A 20,820-nucleotide genomic window follows, 5' to 3' on the forward strand; every position below is an offset into this window, starting at 1 on the left:
CGTTTTTTTCCGATTATGCTATTTTACCCACTTCAAAACTTCTTTAAAAGCGGAGGGATCTCCCGCGAAACAGCAATCATGCGCCAAAGTCAATTCGTCGTTCCAAAGGGCGCAAGTACGAATGCGGCGACCATGATCGACAATGCGATTTCGCTTATGCCGACCTGTTTAATCGTAATTTTTCGTCCGGGCAATACGGCGGCCCGAATCAGAAGTACGGCCAGCGGAATGAGCAGCGGCCACGGAAAGGCAACTGCGCTTGCCAGCAGGACGAACGAATGATACGCGATCGAAACGTAATAATAACGCCTGTTCTTTTTTTCGCGAATCATCGTTTTGACGTAAAATACGGTCCCTGTAAAATAAAGCGCGCTAATGGCGAACAGTTCCGCCGCCAAGCGCCAATCGGTCCCCCCGCCGACATCATAGGCGATGAAAACGATCAGGCTGAATTGGACGACCGCTGCGATATCGTTCCAAGCATCGCGTTCCCGATTGCGCTTCGCAAAATAGCAATTAATGAGAAAGAACGGCAGAAGAACGAGCCCCATCCGCAGCAGATCCGGTTTCCATGCGATGAGCGCCGCGGCGGAAGGAAGCAGCAATATTCCGTATAACAACAGCGGTTTCGCATATGTTGCCGTTCTCCCCGTTCGTATCCATTGGAGCAGCGGGTAGGTAAACAAATAGGTCAACAGCCAAACGAAACCAAGCAATAGATGCAGCCATTGAGGTTGCGAAGCGAACATGCCGAACAGAAACGGAATGATCAACATGGCCCAAGCGCCGTGCTGTTTCGGAATATAGTTTTTCATCGGCATTTGCCCTCCTTTTATCATTGAATCGTATACTTTGACTCCATCGTACCGATCGCAGGCCGAAAAGTACATTGCGTTCAACAAATTGTCAATTCATGCCTATTAAAATCGTTAGTAAAGTCATTGATTCGCTCGCATTCATCGCCGATGAATATATGGTAAAACAAAAGCGGTTGTGATAGACTCAAAGAATAGGCTTAAACTTGTACCGGGGGTACACGATCAAATCATATTGATGGAGGGGACATCATGAGTGCCAAAAAATTGCGTTCAGACATGATAAAAAAAGGCTTCGACCGCGCTCCGCACCGCAGTTTGCTGCGCGCCGCCGGCGTGAAAGAAGAGGACTTCGATAAGCCGTTTATCGCCGTCTGCAATTCTTATATCGATATCGTTCCGGGCCATGTGCACTTGCAAGAGTTCGGCAAATTGGTGAAGGAAGCGATTCGCGAAGCGGGAGGCGTTCCTTTCGAATTTAATACGATCGGCGTCGACGACGGGATCGCAATGGGACATATCGGGATGCGTTATTCGCTGCCGAGCCGGGAAATTATCGCCGATTCGCTTGAAACGGTCGTTTCCGCTCACTGGTTCGACGGCATGGTCTGCATTCCGAACTGCGACAAAATTACGCCGGGCATGATGCTTGGCGCGCTGCGCGTCAACATTCCGACCGTCTTCGTCAGCGGCGGGCCGATGAAAGCGGGCAAAGACAGCAAAGGAAGATCGATTTCGCTGTCGTCCGTATTTGAAGGCGTCGGCGCTTATCAAGCCGGCAAAATCGACGACAAAGGGCTGCTCGAGCTTGAGCAGTACGGCTGTCCGACTTGCGGTTCCTGCTCCGGCATGTTCACCGCGAACTCGATGAACTGCTTGGCCGAAGGATTGGGCCTCGCTTTGCCGGGCAACGGCACGATTCTGGCCGTCGCTCCGGAACGGCGCGAGTTTGTCAAACAGTCGGCGAAACAACTGATGAATTTAATCGAAGCGGACATTAAACCGCGCGATATTGTCACTTTGGAAGCGATCGACAATGCTTTCGCCCTCGACATGGCGATGGGCGGATCGACCAACACGGTGCTTCATACGCTTGCGATCGCGAGCGAAGCGGGAATCGATTATCCGATCGAGCGCATTAACGAAGTCGCGTCTCGCGTGCCGCACTTGGCCAAAATCGCACCGGCTTCCGATTATCATATTGAAGACGTGCATAACGCCGGCGGGGTCAGCGCCATCCTGAACGAATTGTTCAAAAAACCGGGAGCGCTGCATGGCGATTGCATTACCGTGACCGGAAAAACGCTCTCAGAAAACGTGGCAGGTTGCGAGATTAAAAATACGGACGTCATCCATACGCTCGACAACCCGCATAGCGAACAGGGCGGTTTGGCCGTATTGTTCGGCAATCTCGCGCCGGAAGGCTCCATTATTAAAGTAGGCGCCGTAGACAAATCGGTCGGCGGCCGCCATGTAGGGCCTGCCATTTGCTTCGATTCGCAAGACGAAGCGCTGGAAGGCATCGCGAACGGGAAAGTAAAAGAAGGCCACGTCGTCGTCATCCGTTACGAAGGGCCGAAGGGCGGACCGGGCATGCCGGAAATGCTCGCGCCGACTTCGCAAATCGTCGGCATGGGGCTTGGCGCGAAAGTCGGTCTCATTACCGACGGACGATTCTCCGGCGCATCGCGCGGAATCAGCATCGGCCATATTTCGCCTGAAGCGGCAGAAGGCGGTCCGATCGCATTCGTCGAAGACGGAGATATTATCGAGTTGGATCTTGTCAACCGCAAAATCGAACTGCAAGTAAGCGACGAGGAATTAGAGCGCCGCAAAGCGAACTGGAAAGGCTTCGAACCGAAAGTGAAAACCGGTTATTTAGCCCGTTATTCCAAACTCGTTACGAATGCAAGCATGGGCGGCGTATTGAAAATATAAGCAAGCGCAAAGATCAAAGGACCTGGGGCTGATCCCCAGGTCCTTCTTCATAAGCATATTGTTTCTGTCCCTTGTATTAGGAGAGCCATTCACGCAAACGGAGGCGGCGTGCTCTCGAATCCTTCCGCTCGCTTCGCCGCCAGCGGCGCCGCGAATGGTTCCGCCTTCCCGGCATCGTTCTTCGCGACGGAACTGTAACGGTGAATGAGAAAATCGAACGGCATGATCATCATTTTAGGCACCAGCAATTCGTTATTCTCTTTCAACCTCGCAGAGCCGCGCGGATGAATGACGGAAAGCAGAAATTTCAAGTAAAGTTGCGACGACCGGGCAAAAAAGCCCTTCGGCAAATCCAATACTTTGAAACCGAATTTCTCCGGCCCCCGGTTCAGCATGCTGACGCCATACAACGCTTTGACGTCGGCAAACTGCGGGTCGGCTGTCGCGAGATCGGCTAATTCGGGCAGCGTCTTCTCGACCGATCGAATCATTTGAATGGCGATTTGCATCGTGGAACGGGACTTCTTGCTCATTTCGTATAACTTCTTATTATCAAAATGAATTTCTAACACTTTATCGCCTTGGACAAGCGTCTGTCCCTGATCAAGCGCCACCGCTTCGCCTTGATAAGGTCTTACCCGGTAATAAAAAACAGGATCTTCCTTGTTCGTCGTCTTCAGTCCGAATACAGAATGGAAACATTTTTCCCACGCAAACCACAGCTTTACGATTGTGCGTTTGTACAAGCTTGGTTGGCGCATGCGAACCGCGTCCGTAAGCCGCATCATTTCGTCGATACGGATAAAGCGAAAATGTTTACGCTGTGCCGCCTGCATATAACGCTCCAATGCGATCATCATATTCGCCGGAGCGTCTTTATCCGCTCCGAAGGTCGTACCGCAATCATGCAGCAGCACCACTTCGCCTGGGCGCATCTTCTTCATCATTCGGCGTTCCAGCCGGTCGGCTCCAAGACGTTTGCGCCAATCTCCGAACATCGCGGACCATAAAATGATTTGCAAATGTCCCAGTTTCGCAAAATCGATCAAATTGACGACCCCCCAAGGAGGCCGGTAATAAACGGTACCCGAACCGGTTATCGACTGAATAATTTGGATCGTCCGGTTTATTTGATTTTTGACCGTCTTCGGCCGCATCAACCAGTTGCTCTTGTGTACGTAATTATGAATACCGATCAAATGTCCTTCATCATGCATTCTCTTGATGATATCGGGATGTCTCTCAGCGTTTACGCCAACGACGAAGAACGTAGCTTTTGCGTTGTATTTTTTCAATAAATCAAGCAACAACGGCGTATAATAAGCGTCCGGTCCGTCATCAAACGTTAAGGAAATTTCCTTCTCCGCCCGACCTCTCTTGAACACGCGAAATCCGAATGTACGACTAACCAAGCCCGGGAGAAACGCATAAAAAGTTAAAATGTAAAATATCCAGAGCAGCAAATTCTCCATCTACATTTCCCCGCTTTTCAATGAACTTCTTTTATTGTACCATATGGATGAAAAAATAGGCACGTTTTTTGAAAATAGTGTACAATCAATATTATATATTTTCAGAAGGAGAGTAAAGGGATATGTTGTCATTCTACAAAAAATATTGGAGAACCGCATTCGATATCGGGCTGATCGCATTAACCGTCTATTTAATCATGTTTGTATTCAGCTTCCTGTATAATATCGCGACACCGATTTTTCTTTCCTTCATCGTATTTTTCATTATCGAACCCTTTGCCAAATTTCTGAATAAAAGAGGATTCAAAAAAGCGATCGCATCGGCCATTTCCGTGCTCTGCTTTATTATTATCATCCTCGGCTTCTTTTTCGGAGCGGGAGTCATTCTCGTATCGCAAATTGCGCAATTGCAGAGCAAATTCCCAACCTATATCAATATGCTGCAAACGGCGTTTAACGAAACGTTTACTTATTTGATGGGTAAAGCGGAGCTCCTGCCGGCGGAAGTGCTGCTGAAGCTGAACGAGACGCTGCAAACGATAACGACCAAAGTTTCGCAACTGATGGGCGAATTTCTCGCTTGGTTGTTTTCTTTCCTTACTTCCTTCTCGTCGTTCCTCGTCAATTTCGGAATCGCCATCATTTTGGCCTATTTTTTGAGCGTCGAAATCAGCACTTGGCGCAAATTCGCGAAGGAGAAGACGCCGAACACGTTTAAACAGGCGTTCGCCTTTTTGCGCGACAACGTATTCAAAGGGATTGCCGCCTATTTAAAAGCGCAGTTCAAATTGATCTCGGTCACTTTCATCATGGTATTCATCGCCATGCTGCTGCTGAACGTGGGCAATGCCTTTACGATCGCTTTATTGTCGGCATTATTCGATCTGCTTCCGCTGCTCGGAATCCCCGTCATTTTTATACCGTGGGCGATTTATTTGTTCGTCATCGGCGATACGTGGCTAGCCGTCTGGATGCTGGTCGTGCTGGGGGTCGTCATGTTAACGAGACAAATCCTCGAACCGAAAATAACCGGCAACTCGCTCGGCGTCTCGGCCTTTACGATGCTGTCCTGCATGATTATTTCCCTTTCGCTGTTCGGCGTCGCAGGATTGATTCTTTCGCCTGTATTGTTGATCCTGATCAAAGCGCTCATGGATCAAGGCTACTTGCAAAGCTGGATTCGCCTGCCGAAGGAAGAGTTCGAGACGCCGCCGCCGAAAAATTAACTCTCCGTATACCGAGCCGCAATATCCATCACGCCGCGAAATACAATCGCCGCCTGATTCGCAATGCCCTCAGGCTGGTTTTGAACGACGACGGCGGCGCTGTAGCGCGGCGCTTCCGTCGGTCCGTATCCGATAAACCAATGATTGTTGCGCGGCGCCCCATGTTCCCGGACTTGCGCGGTGCCCGACTTCCCGGCTACACTCCACTTTGCGCTTCTTAATGATTTGCCGGTTCCCGACCGTACGACATCGTTCATCCAACGCAGCAGCCGATCGGCGGTTTGCGGCCTGATGGCGCCGTATGGCGAAGGAGAACGATGCGGCGCGAATTCGGCCATCAACTGGCCGTTCGCATAGCGGATTTCCTTCACGATGCGCGGAGCGGGCACTTGGCCGCGATGGAGCAGCGTCACGATAAGATTGGACGCCTGCAGCGGCGTAACAAGCGTATCCCGCTGTCCTACGGCCGTCTGCACGCGGACCCCTCCGTCCTCCGGACCGGGCCGGCGCGTCTTGCCCGGTGCCATTCGAGCCCATACCGGCAAGAAAATTCGGCCGCTTTCCTCCGCATCCCATTGTCGAAAAGGCGCCCGATCCATGAATCGGTTCGCCTCCCACCCGATTTGCCGCCCTAAGCCGAGCATCGAAGCATATCGTTCGATTTGCTGCGGCGCAAGCCTTTCGCCTAAAGCGCCGAATGCGATATTGCAAGAATGCGCGTACGCTTCCTGCAGCGTCAATACGCCATGTCCCTCTTTCTTCCAACATGAAAAACCGTATTTCCCGTATTCGCCGCGGCATTCGAACCGTTCCCGCTCGGAAGCGGCCCCCGTTTCCAATGCGGCTGCGGCCATAACCGTTTTGAAAATCGAACCCGGCACCATCGCTTTCAGCGCCCGGTTGCTCCAATTCCCTTCCTTCAGGTCGATATGGCGCGGATCGAACGCGGGACGCGATACCATCGCCGCCACATCCCCGTTCCTCGCATCCTGCACGACGATCGCCCCTTCCCGCATGCCGACGCGGTCCGCATACGCTTCGATTTCGTTTTGCAAACGCAGATCGATCGTCGTTACGATTTGAAGCGGATAGTATGGATTGTCCGGCGCCGTCATGCGCGTATCCAGGCCAAACATCGGCCGTTTCGCAGCGTCGACGAAATAGGTTACGGTTGTGGAACCGACGCCTCGAAGGAAATCGTCGAATGTCCGTTCCAGGCCGGCAGCGCCGACCGAAGTCGATATCGGCATATGATGCGGGTCCAAGCCTAAGGCGTATTCCCGCCGCAGCCGGTCGGGATTTTGCGCGACGAAGCCGAGCCATTGCTTCGCGGGAAAGTCGTTCGGATAGCGGGTTTGATACGGAAGCACGCGGATTCCGTTGAGCGGCAGCCGCCCAATCGCTTCGATTTCGTCCTGCGAGAGCGCGAGCGGATCTTTCCCGTCCGCCGCCTGCCAAATGTAAGGCGCTTTAAGCGCATCCCAGCGCCGTTTCAGTTCCTCCGGGGACGTGCGCAGTACGGCGGAAAGCGCGCCGATCGCTTCCGGCTCTCCCCTTGCTTCCGCCCGAAGCGGGAACAGTACCAGCACCGGCTTGATATTGCCTGTAATAGGCAAACCGCGGCGGTCGTAGAAATGGCCTCTGCCGCTGTCGAGCACAATGCCGCGCTCGCGTTGAACGACCGACATTTGCAGCATGCTCCGTCCGCCGCTCGCTGCCGCCGGCCGGCCGGCCGTCGACTGAATCCAGAACAACCGCACGGCCAATAGGACGAACAGCGTCGTCATCCCGATCAAGCCGATGAATAATCGCTTCTTTATCTTAAACATTCCCGCCCCTCCTGCCTCGTCTTGTCTCCGGCCGCATTCCAATGATTCTATATGTTCCAAGTATTGCCCAGTTCGGAGCGCAATAAGCGGGGAAATGAAACAACCTGCCCGCGTAAACGGACAGGTTGCTTAGATCTTGTCTTCTTATAACGTGAAGCGCGCCAACGTTTCTTTCAATTTCGCGGAAACGTCTTCGAGCTTGTTGGATAAATCCACCAGATTGCCGCTTACGCCGAGCTGTTCGTTGCTAAGCGATGCGACCTCTTCCGAAGTTGCGGAAGACTCTTCGGCGACCGCGCTGACATTGCTCATCGCTTCGGCCAATACGACTTGGGCTTGATCCAGCTGCTGGATGGAATCGGTAGCAGAATCCAATTGCTGGATAAATCCGCCCATCTGCGTGCGTACCATCGAGAATATTTCATTCGCTTCTTTCACCGATTGAATTTGTTGATTGAAGATTGGGTATGCGTTGGACAGCACGTTTACCGTATCTCCGATTTCCCGCTGGATCGTTTCGATCATTTCGCCGACGACGCCGATCGATTGTCTGGATTGTTCGGCGAGATTGCGAATTTCATCGGCTACGACCATAAAACCTTTGCCGGCCGCCCCTGCGCGCGACGCTTCAATCGTTGCGTTCAGCGACAAAATATTCGTTTGCTTCGAAATGTTGTTCATCATATCCAAAATTTTGCGAATGGACTGCGTGCTTTCTTGCAGCGAGTCGACCTTTTCGACCATCGAACGGACCATTTCTTCCGTCAAGCTCGTCTTCTCGGTGAGTTCTTCCATGTACCGGATACCATGTTCGCTCGATTGCTCCACCTTCGCCGCCGAGCTTCCCATTTCACCGTTCGCTTCAATAACCATTTTCATTTGTTTGGCCATATTCATCGTCAAGTCATTGCCTTTTTCCGCTTCCACCGCCAAATTGGTCGCCCCGTTGGCGATCTCTTCCGTCGCCACCGCGATTTCCTTCGCCGAAATCGCCGTCTTCTTGGAAGCTTCGCTTAATTCCGACGCGGTATCCAAAACGGAACGGGCCGATTCATTCGTATGCTGCACCAAATTGGTGATCTGATCCATCATTTCGTTAAAGCCGGCCGACAGCTGGCCGATTTCGTCCTGCGATTTGCTCTTCGTCCGGACTGCCAAGTTGCCGCGCGCGCCTTCGTTCATCAAATTGCGCAATTGAACGAGCGGTCTGGCGATCATCCGGATCATCCATGCGCCGATCAATGCGGCGACCAATGTCACGATCAGCGCGGCGACGATCGTCAATATGCGAATTTGCTGCGTTTTCTCCACCAGCTTCTCAACCGGGATCATGCCTACAAGCGACCAGTTTGCCGCTTTTAACCCGTTGAATATAGCCAGCACTTCTTTGCCCGCGGCATCCTTCATATTTTCTCCGCCGTTTACAATCGCTCCGCTCTCGTCTTTCTTCAATTCGACTTCGGCGGCCTGTCCGATATTTTCCGGAATATTCGAATAAACGACTTGGTTGTCCGCCGTCACGACTTGCAAGCTGCTGCCGTCGCCCAAGTTCAACGAACCGACTTGTCCGTCGAAAGCGGCCGTTTTCATTTCCAACATCAATACATGCGTCGCTTTGCCGGAACCGGTATTTTTGACGAGCCGCGCCAAACCGAACGAAGCCTGCCCTTGGTGCGTAGCGATTCCGTTGCTTTGGGACGGAATGAATACAGGTCTGCCCTCGCTATCGATCGTTTGCTGGAACCAGGGCTCTTTTTTCAACTGTTCGATCTCCGTGCTCGATCCGTTGGAAGAATAGAACTTCCCTTTTTCTTCAACGGGTATCAAGGTCGCGCCGAGAAGCGTATTGTTGCCCAGCGTCGTGCGCTGCAAAATTTCTTCGATTTTTTGCGAATTGATCAATTTCTCGTAATCGGAAATATGTTGGCTGGAGCTTTCGGTGATCGCTTTCTGAAGATCGTTGTTCATCAAAATCGACAACGTAATGTCGACGTAATTTTGCAACATAAAATCGATTTTTTCCGACGCTTGCACGATCGTTTGAAAATGCGCTTCGGAAGCCTGTTCTTTAATAATCGATTTCGCCTGACTATAGGAATATAGTCCGAGTGCAAGCACAAATACCAAGCTGCTTACAAAAAAGATTAAAAAAAGCTTCACTCCTATCGATTTGAACGGATTGATTTGAATTTTGCCACCTAATTCTTTCAGTGTTTTGAGCTGTAGACCCACAGTTGACACCACCCTATTTATTTTAAAAAAAGAATCGAAGCTTCTCCATACACTACTTATGTATCGGCATAATGATCCAAAATGTTTATGCGTTTCTCGCAAAAAAACAAAAAAAATGAACCGCCCGAACTATTTTTCGGGGGGTTCATTCCTGATCGGCTATATTTTTTTGCGCATCATGTCGAACGGACGGACGGGCTGATTCACCTTAATCCGCACCCGTTGCAGCGGGTGGCGCGCCGCATCGAGCGGATTGCCGTCCTCGTCCCATATCGCTTCCACCGTTTGTTTGAAGAATGTGCCGTTCGGCCCAAAAAATTCGATCTCTTGACCCGGTTTGAAATGATTGCGCTGCTCGATGACGGCTATGCCTGTCTCCGCGTCGTATTGCTGGACGAGACCCGCAAAATCGTACGGCGCCGCCTTCGATTCCGGCTCGTAAATATGATCTTCGTGTCCCGGCGTATCGTAGAAAAATCCGGAATTTAACGGACGGTTCGCCGCTTTATTAATCTCATCGATCCACTCGGGCTTTAAGCGGTAGCGAGCCGGATCGGCCATATACGAATCGATCGCCTGCCGGTACACATTGACGACTGTAGCGACATAATGAATCGACTTCATTCTGCCTTCGATTTTGAAACTGTCGATGCCGGCTTCGATCAAATCCGGAATATGCTCGATCATGCATAAATCTTTGGAACCCATCGTAAACCGGTTGTCTTCGGGCTCAAAAAGAGGCAGTTGCGTAACCCCGATCCGATAGCGATCCGGGCCGGACGAACCGTCGGCCGCGCCGGGTCGATCGTCCTCGAACAAATCGTACTTCCAGCGGCAAGACTGGCAGCATCCTCCCCGATTCGAATCCCGGTCGGTGAAATGGTTCGACAACACGCATCGTCCCGAATAAGAAGAGCACATCGCCCCATGAATGAAAGCTTCGATCTCAATATCGACATGACGTTTTATTTCGGCGATATCTTCAAGGCTTGCCTCCCGCGCCAATACGACACGCGGGGCCCCTTCATCCTTCCAGAATTGAACCGCCTGCCAGTTCATCGTCGATTGCTGCGTGCTGATATGAACTTCCAAATCCGGGGCGACGCGCTGCGCCGTTTCGATAATAACCGGATCCGCGGCGATGATGGCGGCAATGCCGACATCGGACAAATTCCGCAAATATTGTTCCAATCCTTCGATATCTTCATTATGGGCGTATATATTCGTCGCTACGAACACTTTGGCTCCGTATTTGCGCGCAAATTCAACCCCTTCGCGCATTTCCTCGAAGCTGAAATTGTCGGCGTTGGAACGAAGGCCGTATTGCCGCCCGCCGATATATACGGCATCCGCTCCGTAATGAACGGCGAATTTCAGCTTTTCCAAATTTCCCGCCGGAGCCAGCAGTTCGGGTTTGTCGAGGCGGTATCTTTGTCCTTTAAATTTCGGCTTTGCCACAGTAGTTGCAGACATGTACGGCACCTCCTGATTAATATACTTGTTCCTTGTAGAAAAATCCGTAAGAAAGCTCGCGTTCCGGGTCCTGCAGCTTTTCGATGGCTGCAAGCCATGCCGGATCGAAGCGGTAACCGGCCGGATCCGCCGCATACGCGTCGATCGCCTGCCGGTATGCGCGCACCGCGGTTTCGTTATAAACCGTCGATTTTAACAATCCTTCGATTTTAAAACTGTCGATGCCGCCTTCCATCAATTCATGCAGATTTTCCAGCATGCATAGATCTTCCGAACTCATGATATGCGTACCGTTCTCGTCTTCGAACACCGGATATTTCTCGTCTTGCCGTTCCGCCTCGATCAGGAACAAGCCGCGGTCCATGCCCCGATTGGCACTTGCGCCGCCGGCTTCCCCCGCGCCCCGGTGTTCCATATAGCTTCCCACCAAATTGCGTTTCGAGTGGTAAATATTCGTCATGCCGTGCACTTGCACCTGAACTTCCATGTCGGGCAGCTGCGATTTCGCTTCAAGCACCTGCTCCATGTTCAATTCGCGCGCCAAGACGACGCGCGACGCTCCCCTTCTGCCCCAAAATTTGGCCGTTGCGTAATTGGTGGAAGTCATTTCCGCATTCCAATGCAGCTTCACGTTCGGCGCGGTTTGCTTTGCCGCCGTCAGAACCGCCGGATCGCCGAATTGGATCGCATCGACGCCCGCATCCGCAAGCTGAGCCAAATAGGCGGGCAATTCGTTTAAGACGTTATTGCTCATAATATTGTTAACCGCTGCAACGATTTTCGCCCCGTGGGCATGCGCTTCGCGAACCGCTTCGCGAATTTGCTCCGGCTTGAACTCGCCGGCCAGCCGCAAGCCGTATTTCGCTTCGCCGATCATAACGGCGTCGGCGCCGGCGCGAATCATTGCCGCAACTTCGGCAAGCGAGCCGGCCGTTGTCAGCAGCTCGGGTTTAGTTACCATGTCGACATTCACCTTCCGTCTCTAGCTCGGCCGCTTTATTTTGCCGATTTCTTACTTTTTTGAATGTTTCTTAAATGCTCTTTATACGTTTTGGCAAACAAATGTTTGTGCGTGCCGTCTTTTTTCGTCACATAATACAAATAGTCGGACGGTTCCGGATCGAGCGCCGCTTGGATGGATGCCAGGCTCGGGCTCGAAATCGGTCCGGGCGGCAAGCCTTCATGCAAATACGTATTGTACGGGCTCTCGATTTTCAAGTCTTTGTTCAGCAGTCTCTCTTTCTGCTGATCGAACAAGTATTGCACCGTCGCGTCGATTTGCAGCATCATTCCTTTGTTCAAGCGATTGTATATGACGCCGGCTACCAGCGCCCTTTCCTCGTCGACGACCACTTCGCGTTCGATCAAAGACGCGATCGTCATTAACTGATGAAAATCGACGTTAAGCGCGGCCAGTTTCTGCTCCCAATCGGCGGGCAACTCCTTCTCCAGCCTTTTGTCCAGCTCTTGCAGCATGCGGTTGATCATATCGGCTTCCGTGCTGCCTTTCTTGAACTCGTACGTTTCCGGGAATAAATAGCCTTCCAGCCTATGCCGCAACCCGTCGTCGTCCGGAATGAATTTGGCAAATTTGCCCTCCGCCGGCTGCGGATCGTCGGCGAGCCGCAGAAACGTCTCCCGGTCCACGAATCCTTCCTGGCTTAATTTGTCGGCCATTTGCGCGATCGTGAACCCTTCAGGAATCGTAAAACGGATCATTTCGTCGGGAATGACGTCTCCGGCGTTCAACTTCGCGATGATATCGTCGTATGTCATCCCCGGCTTCATCGCGTAAGGTCCCGCCTTAAATTTCGAGCCTTCTTTTTTATATTTCAAATAATATTGAAAAAAAGTGCCGTTTCTAATAATCCCGTTTTGCTCGAGCAAATCGGCAATTTGGGCCGGCCTCATTCCCGAATCGACCGTAATCTTCAATTCCTGCCCGCTGGCGGCGGCCGGCTGCATTCCGTACCAAACATAGCCGACGGCTCCTCCGGCCAACAGTACGATCGCAAGCAATAAACCGAATACAATTTTCAACAATTTCCCCACGTTGCCCTGTTCCCCTCCCATACCAAAAAGAGCGGACATCGCCGCCCTTTTCGTTCCTAACCGCTATTCAAATGTCGGTGCCGGTTGGATTAAGGTTCATCCATCGCATCGGGAAGGTTAAGTTCGTCGAACAGTTCCGCCACGTTCTCCCATTCTTCGTCATCTTCGATCGTTTCCAATTCCGGATGACCGTCCTGCGATATCGTAATGCGAAAAAACTCGACCTCGCCCTCCTTGCTCATGGCTTCCGATTGAAGGACGGCATATCCTTGCGTCCCGAGTTGAAACTCTTTCAATATGCGATATACTTCACCGTCTCCGTCTTCGCCGGTCAATTCGACATAGCTTCCAAAAGTCTCAAACAGCCGGTTCGTATACACGATATCCTTCGCTTCGAAATAGCTCATTTGTTAATTCTCCTCATCCAGTTCGCCGATTAACGTATTAAACGTCTCCTCAACGATTTGCCATTCTTCTTCATCATCGATAATGTACAGTTTCAAGTCGTCTCCATCTTCTTCATAACGGAACGCGTATACCTCGTCCGACTCGTCGTCGTCCGATTCTACGGGAACGACCATCATATATTTGTGATCGGAACCGTCCACTTCAAACTTCATGATGACTTCGAATTCTTCTTCATTCCCTTCATCGTCAGGGATATAAATAATTTCCGGTTCTTCCATCTGTATTTCTTTGTCCTTTGCCATCGTTCATCACCCTCACCTTTTTGATTTAGAATCTAAAAAATTTTGCAAAATCAAAGTTGCCGCCATTTTATCAACGACTTGCTTTCTTTTCTTTCGGCTCACATCCGCATCGATCAAAATACGCTGCGCCGATACCGTCGACAATCTCTCATCCCAAAGGTGAACAGGTAAATTCAATTCCGTTTGCAAAGATTGTGCAAATGCCATACAAATTTCGCCACGGGAGCCGATCGTGCCATTCATGTTCTTCGGCAACCCCACCACAATTTCGGTCACTTCATGCGCTTCAATCAACTCCGAAATGCGGCGGAAATCGTCCGCTTCGCTTCTGCGTTCGATGACCTCGATCCCTTGCGCGGTCCAACCGAATGCGTCGCTAATCGCGACGCCGATCCTGCGATCCCCATAGTCCAAGCCGAGAATTCTCATCATCCGTTAAACTCCTGTTACCGATGTTGGCTTAAGTAAAACCGCACCAATTCTTCAATCAGTTCGTCCCTTTCCTTCTTGCGGACCAAACTTCGTGCGTTGTTATGACGCGGAATATAAGCGGGGTCTCCGGATATCAAGTAACCGACGATTTGGTTGATCGGATTGTATTCCTTTTCCACCAATGCGTCGTAAACGTTTAGGAGAATTTCCTGCGAAGAATATTCCTCCTCTTCCGCTTTTACGTTAAATTTCACCGTTTTATCCATCGATTCCATCGCCAACACCACCTCGCTTTTGTCAAAGCTTTTATTCTATCATAACACATTCGCAGCGTAAGAAGGAAATATAACGGGCAAATTTTTGCTATTCCCCTGCAATCTGTCTGCGAACCAGTTGTTCCGATAATGTCAACGCTTCGCCAAGCTTGGACGGATCTTTCCCGCCCGCTTGCGCCATATCCGGACGCCCTCCGCCACCGCCGCCGCAGACGGCGGCGATTTCTTTAATGAGTTTGCCGGCGTGGAATCCTTTGCTTACAAGCTCCGGGGACACGGATACGACAAAGTTCACTTTATCCTCCTGAGCTGCGCCAAGCACCAGAATTGCCGAATCGATCTTTCCTTTCAATTCATCGGCAACCGTGCGCAAAGCGTCCATGCCGCTCGCATTGACCTCTGCCGCCAGCAGGCCGACGCCGCCGAGATCGATTAATTTGTCGGTCAGTTGTCCGGCTTCGATGCTGCTTAGTTTTGCTTGCAAGGACTCGTTTTCTCTTGCCATCTCTTTCATTTGCGCATAGATCGCTTCGATGCGCTTCGGCACTTCCGTTATATTGGACTTCAGCAATTGAGCGGATTGTTTCAACAACTCCAATTGCCCTTCCATGTAGCGGTAAGCATGGCGTCCGGTCAACGCCTCGATCCGTCGTACTCCGGAGCCGATGCCGCTCTCGCTTGTCAGTTTGAACAACCCGATTTGCGATGTGTTGTCCACATGGCATCCGCCGCATAGTTCGATGCTGTATCCGCCGACTTGCACGACGCGCACGATATCGCCGTATTTTTCGCCGAACAACGCCATCGCGCCCATCGCCTTCGCTTCCGCAATCGGCTTATGCTCGATGACTAGCGGCGTCCCTTTCCAGATTTGCTCGTTGACCCGCCGTTCGATATCCGCCAGTTCATCCGCCGTAATGCTGCCAAAATGCGAGAAATCGAAACGGAGACGTTCGGCTTCCACGAGCGAACCCGCCTGGTTGACATGGTCGCCCAGCACTTCCTTGAGCGCTTTATGAAGCAAGTGGGTCGCCGTATGATTTTTAATAATATCTTCGCGGGCCGGTCTGTTCACCGCCGCCCGAACGGTATCCCCGACACGGAAGGAGCCGGATTCGACCGTCACTTGATGGACATGTTGGCCGTGAGGCGCTTTGAAAAGACCTTCCACTCTGGCCAGCGCGCTTCCATGGCCGATTGTGCCCGTATCGCTGACTTGTCCGCCGCTTTCGGCATAGAACGGGGTACGGTCCAAAATCAATTGGCAGGCATCTCCCGCTTCCACGCTTTCCGCGAACGAATCGCCCACAACCAATGCGATAATCCGGGCTTCAATCTCCAATTCATTATAACCAACAAATTCACTTTTAGACGTAAAGTCGGACAGGACGCCGCCCTGCACCTTCATGCTCTCCGATTCATGGCGCGCGGAGCGGGCGCGGTCCCTCTGTTCCTGCATCGCCGCATCGAAGCCGGCGCGATCGACCGTAAGGCCGTGTTCCGCCGCGTAATCCTCCGTCAAGTCGAACGGGAATCCGTACGTATCGTACAATTTAAACGCGTCGGCGCCGCTTATTTCGCTCTTGCCTTCGCTGCGCGCTTCATTGCCGAGCTCCTCCAAGATGGCCAAGCCGTCCGACAACGTTTCATGGAAACGCTCCTCCTCGGTACGGATCACTTTTTCGATAAATTCGCGTTTTTGGACGACTTCGGGATAGTACACGCCCATCGCGTCTCCGACGACAGAGGTTAACTGATAAAGGAACGGCTTGTCGATGCCGATCAATTTGCCGTAGCGTACCGCGCGGCGCAGCAAACGGCGAATAATATAACCTCTGCCTTCATTCGATGGCAGCACGCCGTCGCCGACCGAGAATACGACGGTACGGATATGGTCGGCAATGACTTTCAACGCGACGTCAAAGTCGGCATTTTCTTTGTAGCGTACGCCGGCGATCCGGCATGTCGCCTGAATCATCGGCTGGAATAAATCGGTGTCGAAATTGGAATCTACATTTTGCAAAATAGAAGCAAAACGCTCCAATCCCGCCCCGGTATCGATATTTTTGTTGGGAAGCGGCGTAAAGCTGCCGTCTTTATTATGGTTGAATTGCGAGAACACAAGATTCCACACTTCCAGGAAGCGTTCGTTCTCGCCGCCCGGCACGCATTCCGGATCGGAAAGATCGCCGTAAGCGTCGCCTCGATCGTAGAATATTTCGGTGCACGGGCCGCACGGGCCCTCCCCGATATCCCAGAAATTGTCTTCCAACTTATAAATGCGCTCCGCAGGCAATCCGATCTTCTCATTCCAGAGCCGGAACGCTTCTTCGTCATCCGGATAGACCGTTACCGACAGCTTCTCCGGATCGAAACCGATCCACTTTGGGTCGGTCAAAAATTCCCATGCCCACGTAATCGCTTCTTCCTTGAAATAATCGCCGATCGAGAAATTGCCCAGCATTTCAAAAAACGTATGATGGCGGCGCGTTTTGCCGACATTCTCGATATCGTTGGTACGTATGCATTTTTGCGAGTTGGCAATCCGCGGATTGTCCGGCTTGACGCGGCCGTCGAAGTAAGGCTTCAACGGCGCCATTCCCGCGTTAATCCATAGCAATGACGGATCGTTATGCGGTACAAGGGAAGCGCTTGGTTCAATTTTATGGCCTTTGCCTGCGAAAAAGTCCAGCCATTTCGAGCGAATTTCACTAGCTTTCATCGTAATTGCCTCCAATTAGTTCAAATGAAATAGAATAAACTTTTGAACAACCTCTTCAAAAACAAAAAATCGCCCCTAGTAACAGGGACGATCTCTAACATCGCGGTACCACCCTGGTTATCGCCCTTATGCAGCTCTTTGCGAGCGCATGCAGCGATCTCCTCGTATAGCCGTTAACGTCGGCCGGCCGGCGGATTTGCCCGCACTCCGAAATCAGCTTTCGGCCATCCTTCATGCAAAAACTCTCGCAGCCTGCGAACGCGAACCTAAGCGGCCGCGCACGCGGAGTTTTCTCTCTGGATCATGGTCTATGGCTTACTTCATTTCATCATCGTTTTCATATTTTTTCATTTACAGTATAGCTACCTCGCTTCATCCTGTCAAATCGTCTTTCTCCGCACATAATAAGTAAATATATGCTGCAGGATGACTTTCATCGCCGCGAAGAACGGCACCGCCAAAATTAAGCCGATCACCCCGGCAATCTCCCCTCCGACGAGCAAGGCGAAAATAATGAGCAGAGGATGCAGGTGAAGCGTGCGTCCGACCACTTGCGGCGAGATGACGTTGCTCTCGAGAATTTGGCAAATCATGTTCACCAGAGCGACGAGCAGCACCATCTTGAGCGAGATCGTCGACGCCATAATAATGGCCGGCGCCGCCCCGAGAAACGGGCCCAAATAAGGAATGATATTGCAAATCGCCACCACCGCGGCCAGCAGCAGCGGATAAGGCATGCCGATGATCCAATAGCCCAAATAGGCCAATATGCCGATAATGAAACAAACGATGAACTGGCCGCGGATATAGTTGCCGAGCGCTTCGTCGATATCTTTCAGCAGCATGACGGTATGTTTGCGATGCGATTTCGGAACGTATTTCAATGCGGTGCGTTCGAAGACGTCGAAATCCTTCAAAATATAAAAAATAAGGAATGGAATAATAAACGCGATAAACAGTACGTTCAGCGTCGCTCCGATATTGTTCATAAAGTCGGAGATGCTTTGGGCCAGCTTGTTCTCCAGTTGTACGGTCCATTTCATAATGCCCGTGCGCACGCCTTGCGGCAAAAACGATTGGTTCAAGTCGTCGACAATGCTTTGCGCGCGCATCGTCAATTCCGGAATATGTTCGTTCAATTCCTGCAGCTGCTTCATAAACATCGGAATTAAATTCATTATGATTACCGTCATCGTCGTCAAAAAAACCGCATAAATAAGCAGCACCGCCATCGTGCGCGGCACCTTGCGGTCTTTGAGCAAACCGACGATCGGATTCAAGACGTAGGAAATGATCATCGCGATAATAAACGGAGCCAGCACCGCCTTCAAAAAATCGTAAACGCCGACGATGAGCGGTTTGATCAACAGCAGCATATATAAAATCAGCAAGCCTAGCAATGTATAAATGCCGTACGTAAACAGACGGCTCTTCGTAAACCGTTCCAATGCCGTTCACCACCGTTCGTCACTTGAGCTCTACTCTAAAGTATATGTACAAGGGTACGAATTTACACGGCAAAAAAAACGCCCCTTCAACCGGAACCTCGCACAGGTTGCGGCGAAAGAGCGTTGGAAACGGCGGTCGCGTCCATTTCGCTTACGTCGACAAATGTATATGGGACACGTCCTGCGGCAATTCCTCGCTGAAGAACAAGTCGTCAAGCGAGCTGAGCGTACCGTCTTCTTCCACTTGAAAGACGGACATCTTTTCCCCGTTCACCGTCAATTCGATAAAGCAGCCCCAACAATAAAACTGGTGGGAGCCGATTTTGCCGATGTCTTTGGAATTGCAATTTGGGCACCTCAACATATAAAATTCCACCTATCCGTTAACAAGAGTAATGATTTTCTCCAGATGCTGCTCGCAATGCTCCGGAACGATAACCGCATCTTGCCCAATCTTCATATCGGCGGAATAACGCAGCCATCTTCTTCCTTCCATGAGATCTGAAATAAAACCATCCGAAATTTCCAATCCTATCATTGTATTACCCATTTTGGGATCAAAGTAAACGTCCGTTACGCTCCCCAACCGCGTTCCGTTCGCGGTCACAACCGGAAGGTCCCTGACTTTTCCGTTTCCGTTCAAAAATGTATGTTGTATATCGACAGCTTCCGTCTGGCGGACAGCCTGTTTATTGACAATCATTACGGCATCTTCGCCGTAAGCAATTACGTCATTCCACAATACCGTCTTGACTGTTGAGGAAAATAACCGTTTACCTTCAAGTTCGAGACCTTGGATCTCCCAAGTTTCCGTCAACAAAAAATCTTTCACTTTACCGACCTGCTTACCCTTCTCCACTTCCAAGACGGATAAACCGATCATTTCCTGTAATCTCACGGCGTTAGGGCGCCTCCTCGTTCGGTTTGTAGATTGATCTTATACGCATATCGTTTTCATGCTGTACGACCTTGTCACCGACGTGTTCGTCAATTCATCCCCCCTTCTCTTTTCGAAAAAAAGCCCTAATTTTTTTTACGTATCCGTTCTACAATGGTTGCAATTTTTTGGGCGGCGATTTCCACGTCTTTCATAGTATTGCCCAAACCGAAACTAAATCGTACCGCCGAACGCAACACCGGCTCCGGAAGCTTCATCGCGACAAGCACATGCGAAACTTCCAGCGATCCGGACGTGCATGCGGAGCCGCTCGAAGCCGCAATCCCCTCCATGTCCAAATTCATCAGCATCGTTTCCGTCGGAACGTCCGGGAAGCTGACGTTTAAGATATGCGGCAAATGCTCGGTGGGATGACCGTTTACGACGACCCGGTCGGCGCCTAGTGACTCACGCAGCAACCGAAGCATCGCTTCGCGCAGTTCCGTAAGATGCCGCGCATGTTCCGCAATATTCGAAGCGACAAGCTGTACTGCCTTGGCAAACCCGATAATGCCGGCAATATTCTCGGTGCCGGCTCGACGTTTGCGCTCCTGCAGCCCGCCGAACAGCAGCGGGTCGATGTTGGCGCGGCGCGAAACGTAAAGCGCGCCTACGCCTTGTGGTCCGTTTATTTTATGGGATGAAAAACTCATGAGGTCTACGGGAAGCTCGTCTAAATCGAGCCGCGTCATGCCGAGCGCTTGAACGGCGTCGACATGGAACAAAATGCCGCGCGCCCGCGCCAGCTCTCCGATCGGTTCGATCGGTTGCAGCGTGCCGACTTCGTTGTTCCCGTACATGATACTGATCAGGAACGTATCCGGGCGAATGGCGGCTTCGATTTCGTTAACGTCCACTTGTCCGGTGGAATCGACCGAAACGAAGCTGACTTCGTACCCCATTCGTTCCAATTGATTGCATGTGTGCAATACGGCGTGATGCTCGACAGAGGAAGTAATGATATGTTTTTTGATGCCCCTCATGGCGGATGCCGCTCCGAACAGCGCCGTATTGTCGCTTTCGGTGCCTCCGCCGGTAAATACGAGTTCGTTAGATTGACAATGCAGTTGTTGTGCGATTTGATCCCGCGCTTCGCTGAGAGCCCGCTTGGCAGCGCGACCGAACGAATGCACGCTCGAAGCGTTTCCGTAATGATCGCGCATATAGGCGAGCATCGCTTCGATCACTTCGGGATGCATCGGGGTTGAAGCGGAATGGTCTAAATATATGGGTGCCATCCAAGTTGTTCTCCTACTCCT

At 51.4% G+C, this 20,820-nt stretch carries 18 protein-coding genes; 2 read left to right on the forward strand and 16 right to left on the reverse strand.

Annotation, left to right across the window (positions count from 1 at the left end; genetic code table 11):
* Positions 1 to 89: 89 nt before the first annotated feature.
* Positions 90 to 815 carry a YwiC-like family protein gene (locus tag KQI79_RS11255; protein WP_216538330.1) on the reverse strand — a complete coding sequence of 242 codons (726 nt, stop codon included), beginning with the start codon at positions 813 to 815 and terminating at the stop codon, positions 90 to 92.
* A 252-nt stretch (positions 816 to 1,067) separates the two neighbouring features.
* Here KQI79_RS11255 and ilvD point away from each other — a divergent pair, with 252 nt between their 5' ends.
* Positions 1,068 to 2,753 carry a dihydroxy-acid dehydratase gene (gene ilvD / locus KQI79_RS11260; protein ID WP_216538331.1) on the forward strand — a complete coding sequence of 562 codons (1,686 nt, stop codon included), beginning with the start codon at positions 1,068 to 1,070 and terminating at the stop codon, positions 2,751 to 2,753.
* An 89-nt stretch (positions 2,754 to 2,842) separates the two neighbouring features.
* Here ilvD and KQI79_RS11265 read toward each other — a convergent pair whose 3' ends face one another.
* Positions 2,843 to 4,225 carry a polysaccharide deacetylase family protein gene (locus KQI79_RS11265; RefSeq protein ID WP_216538332.1) on the reverse strand — a complete coding sequence of 461 codons (1,383 nt, stop codon included), beginning with the start codon at positions 4,223 to 4,225 and terminating at the stop codon, positions 2,843 to 2,845.
* 122 nt (positions 4,226 to 4,347) lie between these two features.
* Between KQI79_RS11265 and ytvI the strand changes: the two genes are divergently transcribed.
* On the forward strand, positions 4,348 to 5,451 hold the full coding sequence (gene ytvI / locus KQI79_RS11270; RefSeq protein ID WP_216538333.1) for a sporulation integral membrane protein YtvI: 1,104 nt from the start codon (positions 4,348 to 4,350) through the stop codon (positions 5,449 to 5,451).
* On the opposite strand, the gene KQI79_RS11275 is transcribed toward ytvI, so the two are convergent.
* From KQI79_RS11275 to KQI79_RS11340, 14 genes are all read right to left on the reverse strand, one after another.
* Positions 5,448 to 7,280 (reverse strand): peptidoglycan D,D-transpeptidase FtsI family protein, encoded by a 1,833-nt coding sequence (locus KQI79_RS11275; RefSeq protein WP_216538334.1) that lies wholly within the window; start codon positions 7,278 to 7,280, stop codon positions 5,448 to 5,450. The genes ytvI and KQI79_RS11275 overlap by 4 nt on opposite strands.
* Positions 7,281 to 7,424: 144 nt before the next feature.
* Complete coding sequence (locus tag KQI79_RS11280) at positions 7,425 to 9,512, reverse strand: methyl-accepting chemotaxis protein (RefSeq protein ID WP_230191343.1); 2,088 nt, start codon at positions 9,510 to 9,512, stop codon at positions 7,425 to 7,427.
* Positions 9,513 to 9,671: 159 nt separating this feature from the next.
* Positions 9,672 to 10,985, reverse strand: coding sequence for a peptidase U32 family protein (locus tag KQI79_RS11285; RefSeq protein ID WP_216538335.1), 1,314 nt, complete (start codon positions 10,983 to 10,985; stop codon positions 9,672 to 9,674).
* 16 nt (positions 10,986 to 11,001) lie between these two features.
* The gene (locus KQI79_RS11290) at positions 11,002 to 11,946 is read right to left on the reverse strand and encodes a peptidase U32 family protein (RefSeq protein WP_216538336.1); all 945 of its coding nucleotides are present in this window, start codon (positions 11,944 to 11,946) and stop codon (positions 11,002 to 11,004) included.
* A 35-nt stretch (positions 11,947 to 11,981) separates the two neighbouring features.
* On the reverse strand, positions 11,982 to 13,058 hold the full coding sequence (gene mltG, locus KQI79_RS11295) for an endolytic transglycosylase MltG (RefSeq protein WP_216538390.1): 1,077 nt from the start codon (positions 13,056 to 13,058) through the stop codon (positions 11,982 to 11,984).
* A gap of 68 nt (positions 13,059 to 13,126) precedes the next feature.
* Entirely contained in the window at positions 13,127 to 13,444 is a 318-nt protein-coding gene (locus tag KQI79_RS11300; protein WP_216538337.1) for a DUF1292 domain-containing protein, read from the reverse strand.
* A gap of 3 nt (positions 13,445 to 13,447) precedes the next feature.
* The gene (locus tag KQI79_RS11305; protein WP_216538338.1) at positions 13,448 to 13,747 is read right to left on the reverse strand and encodes a DUF1292 domain-containing protein; all 300 of its coding nucleotides are present in this window, start codon (positions 13,745 to 13,747) and stop codon (positions 13,448 to 13,450) included.
* 12 nt (positions 13,748 to 13,759) lie between these two features.
* Entirely contained in the window at positions 13,760 to 14,176 is a 417-nt protein-coding gene (gene ruvX, locus KQI79_RS11310) for a Holliday junction resolvase RuvX (protein WP_216538391.1), read from the reverse strand.
* 17 nt (positions 14,177 to 14,193) lie between these two features.
* Positions 14,194 to 14,454: an IreB family regulatory phosphoprotein gene (locus KQI79_RS11315; RefSeq protein WP_216538339.1), complete on the reverse strand. Its 261-nt coding sequence runs from the start codon at positions 14,452 to 14,454 to the stop codon at positions 14,194 to 14,196.
* Positions 14,455 to 14,542: 88 nt separating this feature from the next.
* Positions 14,543 to 17,176, reverse strand: coding sequence for an alanine--tRNA ligase (gene alaS / locus KQI79_RS11320; RefSeq protein WP_216538340.1), 2,634 nt, complete (start codon positions 17,174 to 17,176; stop codon positions 14,543 to 14,545).
* A gap of 380 nt (positions 17,177 to 17,556) precedes the next feature.
* Entirely contained in the window at positions 17,557 to 18,624 is a 1,068-nt protein-coding gene (locus tag KQI79_RS11325; RefSeq protein ID WP_216538341.1) for an AI-2E family transporter, read from the reverse strand.
* Between the two features lie 151 nt (positions 18,625 to 18,775).
* The gene (locus KQI79_RS11330; RefSeq protein ID WP_216538342.1) at positions 18,776 to 18,988 is read right to left on the reverse strand and encodes a hypothetical protein; all 213 of its coding nucleotides are present in this window, start codon (positions 18,986 to 18,988) and stop codon (positions 18,776 to 18,778) included.
* A gap of 12 nt (positions 18,989 to 19,000) precedes the next feature.
* Complete coding sequence (locus tag KQI79_RS11335; protein ID WP_216538343.1) at positions 19,001 to 19,522, reverse strand: PRC-barrel domain-containing protein; 522 nt, start codon at positions 19,520 to 19,522, stop codon at positions 19,001 to 19,003.
* A gap of 125 nt (positions 19,523 to 19,647) precedes the next feature.
* Positions 19,648 to 20,799, reverse strand: a complete 1,152-nt coding sequence (locus KQI79_RS11340; protein WP_216538344.1) for a cysteine desulfurase family protein — start codon at positions 20,797 to 20,799, stop codon at positions 19,648 to 19,650.
* Between the last annotated feature and the right edge of the window lie 21 nt (positions 20,800 to 20,820).

This window comes from Paenibacillus sp. MSJ-34, assembly GCF_018918005.1.
GTDB lineage: Bacteria > Bacillota > Bacilli > Paenibacillales > Paenibacillaceae > MSJ-34.

Excerpts from the sequence above, each read along its gene's own strand:
- KQI79_RS11255 (WP_216538330.1), bottom strand. The coding sequence starts at position 815 with ATGAAAAACTATATTCCGAAACAGCACGGCGCTTGGGCCATGTTGATC.
- ilvD (WP_216538331.1), top strand. The coding sequence starts at position 1,068 with ATGAGTGCCAAAAAATTGCGTTCAGACATGATAAAAAAAGGCTTCGAC.
- KQI79_RS11265 (WP_216538332.1), bottom strand. The coding sequence starts at position 4,225 with ATGGAGAATTTGCTGCTCTGGATATTTTACATTTTAACTTTTTATGCG.
- ytvI (WP_216538333.1), top strand. The coding sequence starts at position 4,348 with ATGTTGTCATTCTACAAAAAATATTGGAGAACCGCATTCGATATCGGG.
- KQI79_RS11275 (WP_216538334.1), bottom strand. The coding sequence starts at position 7,280 with ATGTTTAAGATAAAGAAGCGATTATTCATCGGCTTGATCGGGATGACG.
- KQI79_RS11285 (WP_216538335.1), bottom strand. The coding sequence starts at position 10,985 with ATGTCTGCAACTACTGTGGCAAAGCCGAAATTTAAAGGACAAAGATAC.
- KQI79_RS11290 (WP_216538336.1), bottom strand. The coding sequence starts at position 11,946 with ATGGTAACTAAACCCGAGCTGCTGACAACGGCCGGCTCGCTTGCCGAA.
- mltG (WP_216538390.1), bottom strand. The coding sequence starts at position 13,058 with ATGGGAGGGGAACAGGGCAACGTGGGGAAATTGTTGAAAATTGTATTC.
- KQI79_RS11300 (WP_216538337.1), bottom strand. The coding sequence starts at position 13,444 with ATGAGCTATTTCGAAGCGAAGGATATCGTGTATACGAACCGGCTGTTT.
- KQI79_RS11305 (WP_216538338.1), bottom strand. The coding sequence starts at position 13,747 with ATGGCAAAGGACAAAGAAATACAGATGGAAGAACCGGAAATTATTTAT.
- ruvX (WP_216538391.1), bottom strand. The coding sequence starts at position 14,176 with ATGAGAATTCTCGGCTTGGACTATGGGGATCGCAGGATCGGCGTCGCG.
- KQI79_RS11315 (WP_216538339.1), bottom strand. The coding sequence starts at position 14,454 with ATGGAATCGATGGATAAAACGGTGAAATTTAACGTAAAAGCGGAAGAG.
- alaS (WP_216538340.1), bottom strand. The coding sequence starts at position 17,176 with ATGAAAGCTAGTGAAATTCGCTCGAAATGGCTGGACTTTTTCGCAGGC.
- KQI79_RS11330 (WP_216538342.1), bottom strand. The coding sequence starts at position 18,988 with ATGTTGAGGTGCCCAAATTGCAATTCCAAAGACATCGGCAAAATCGGC.
- KQI79_RS11340 (WP_216538344.1), bottom strand. The coding sequence starts at position 20,799 with ATGGCACCCATATATTTAGACCATTCCGCTTCAACCCCGATGCATCCC.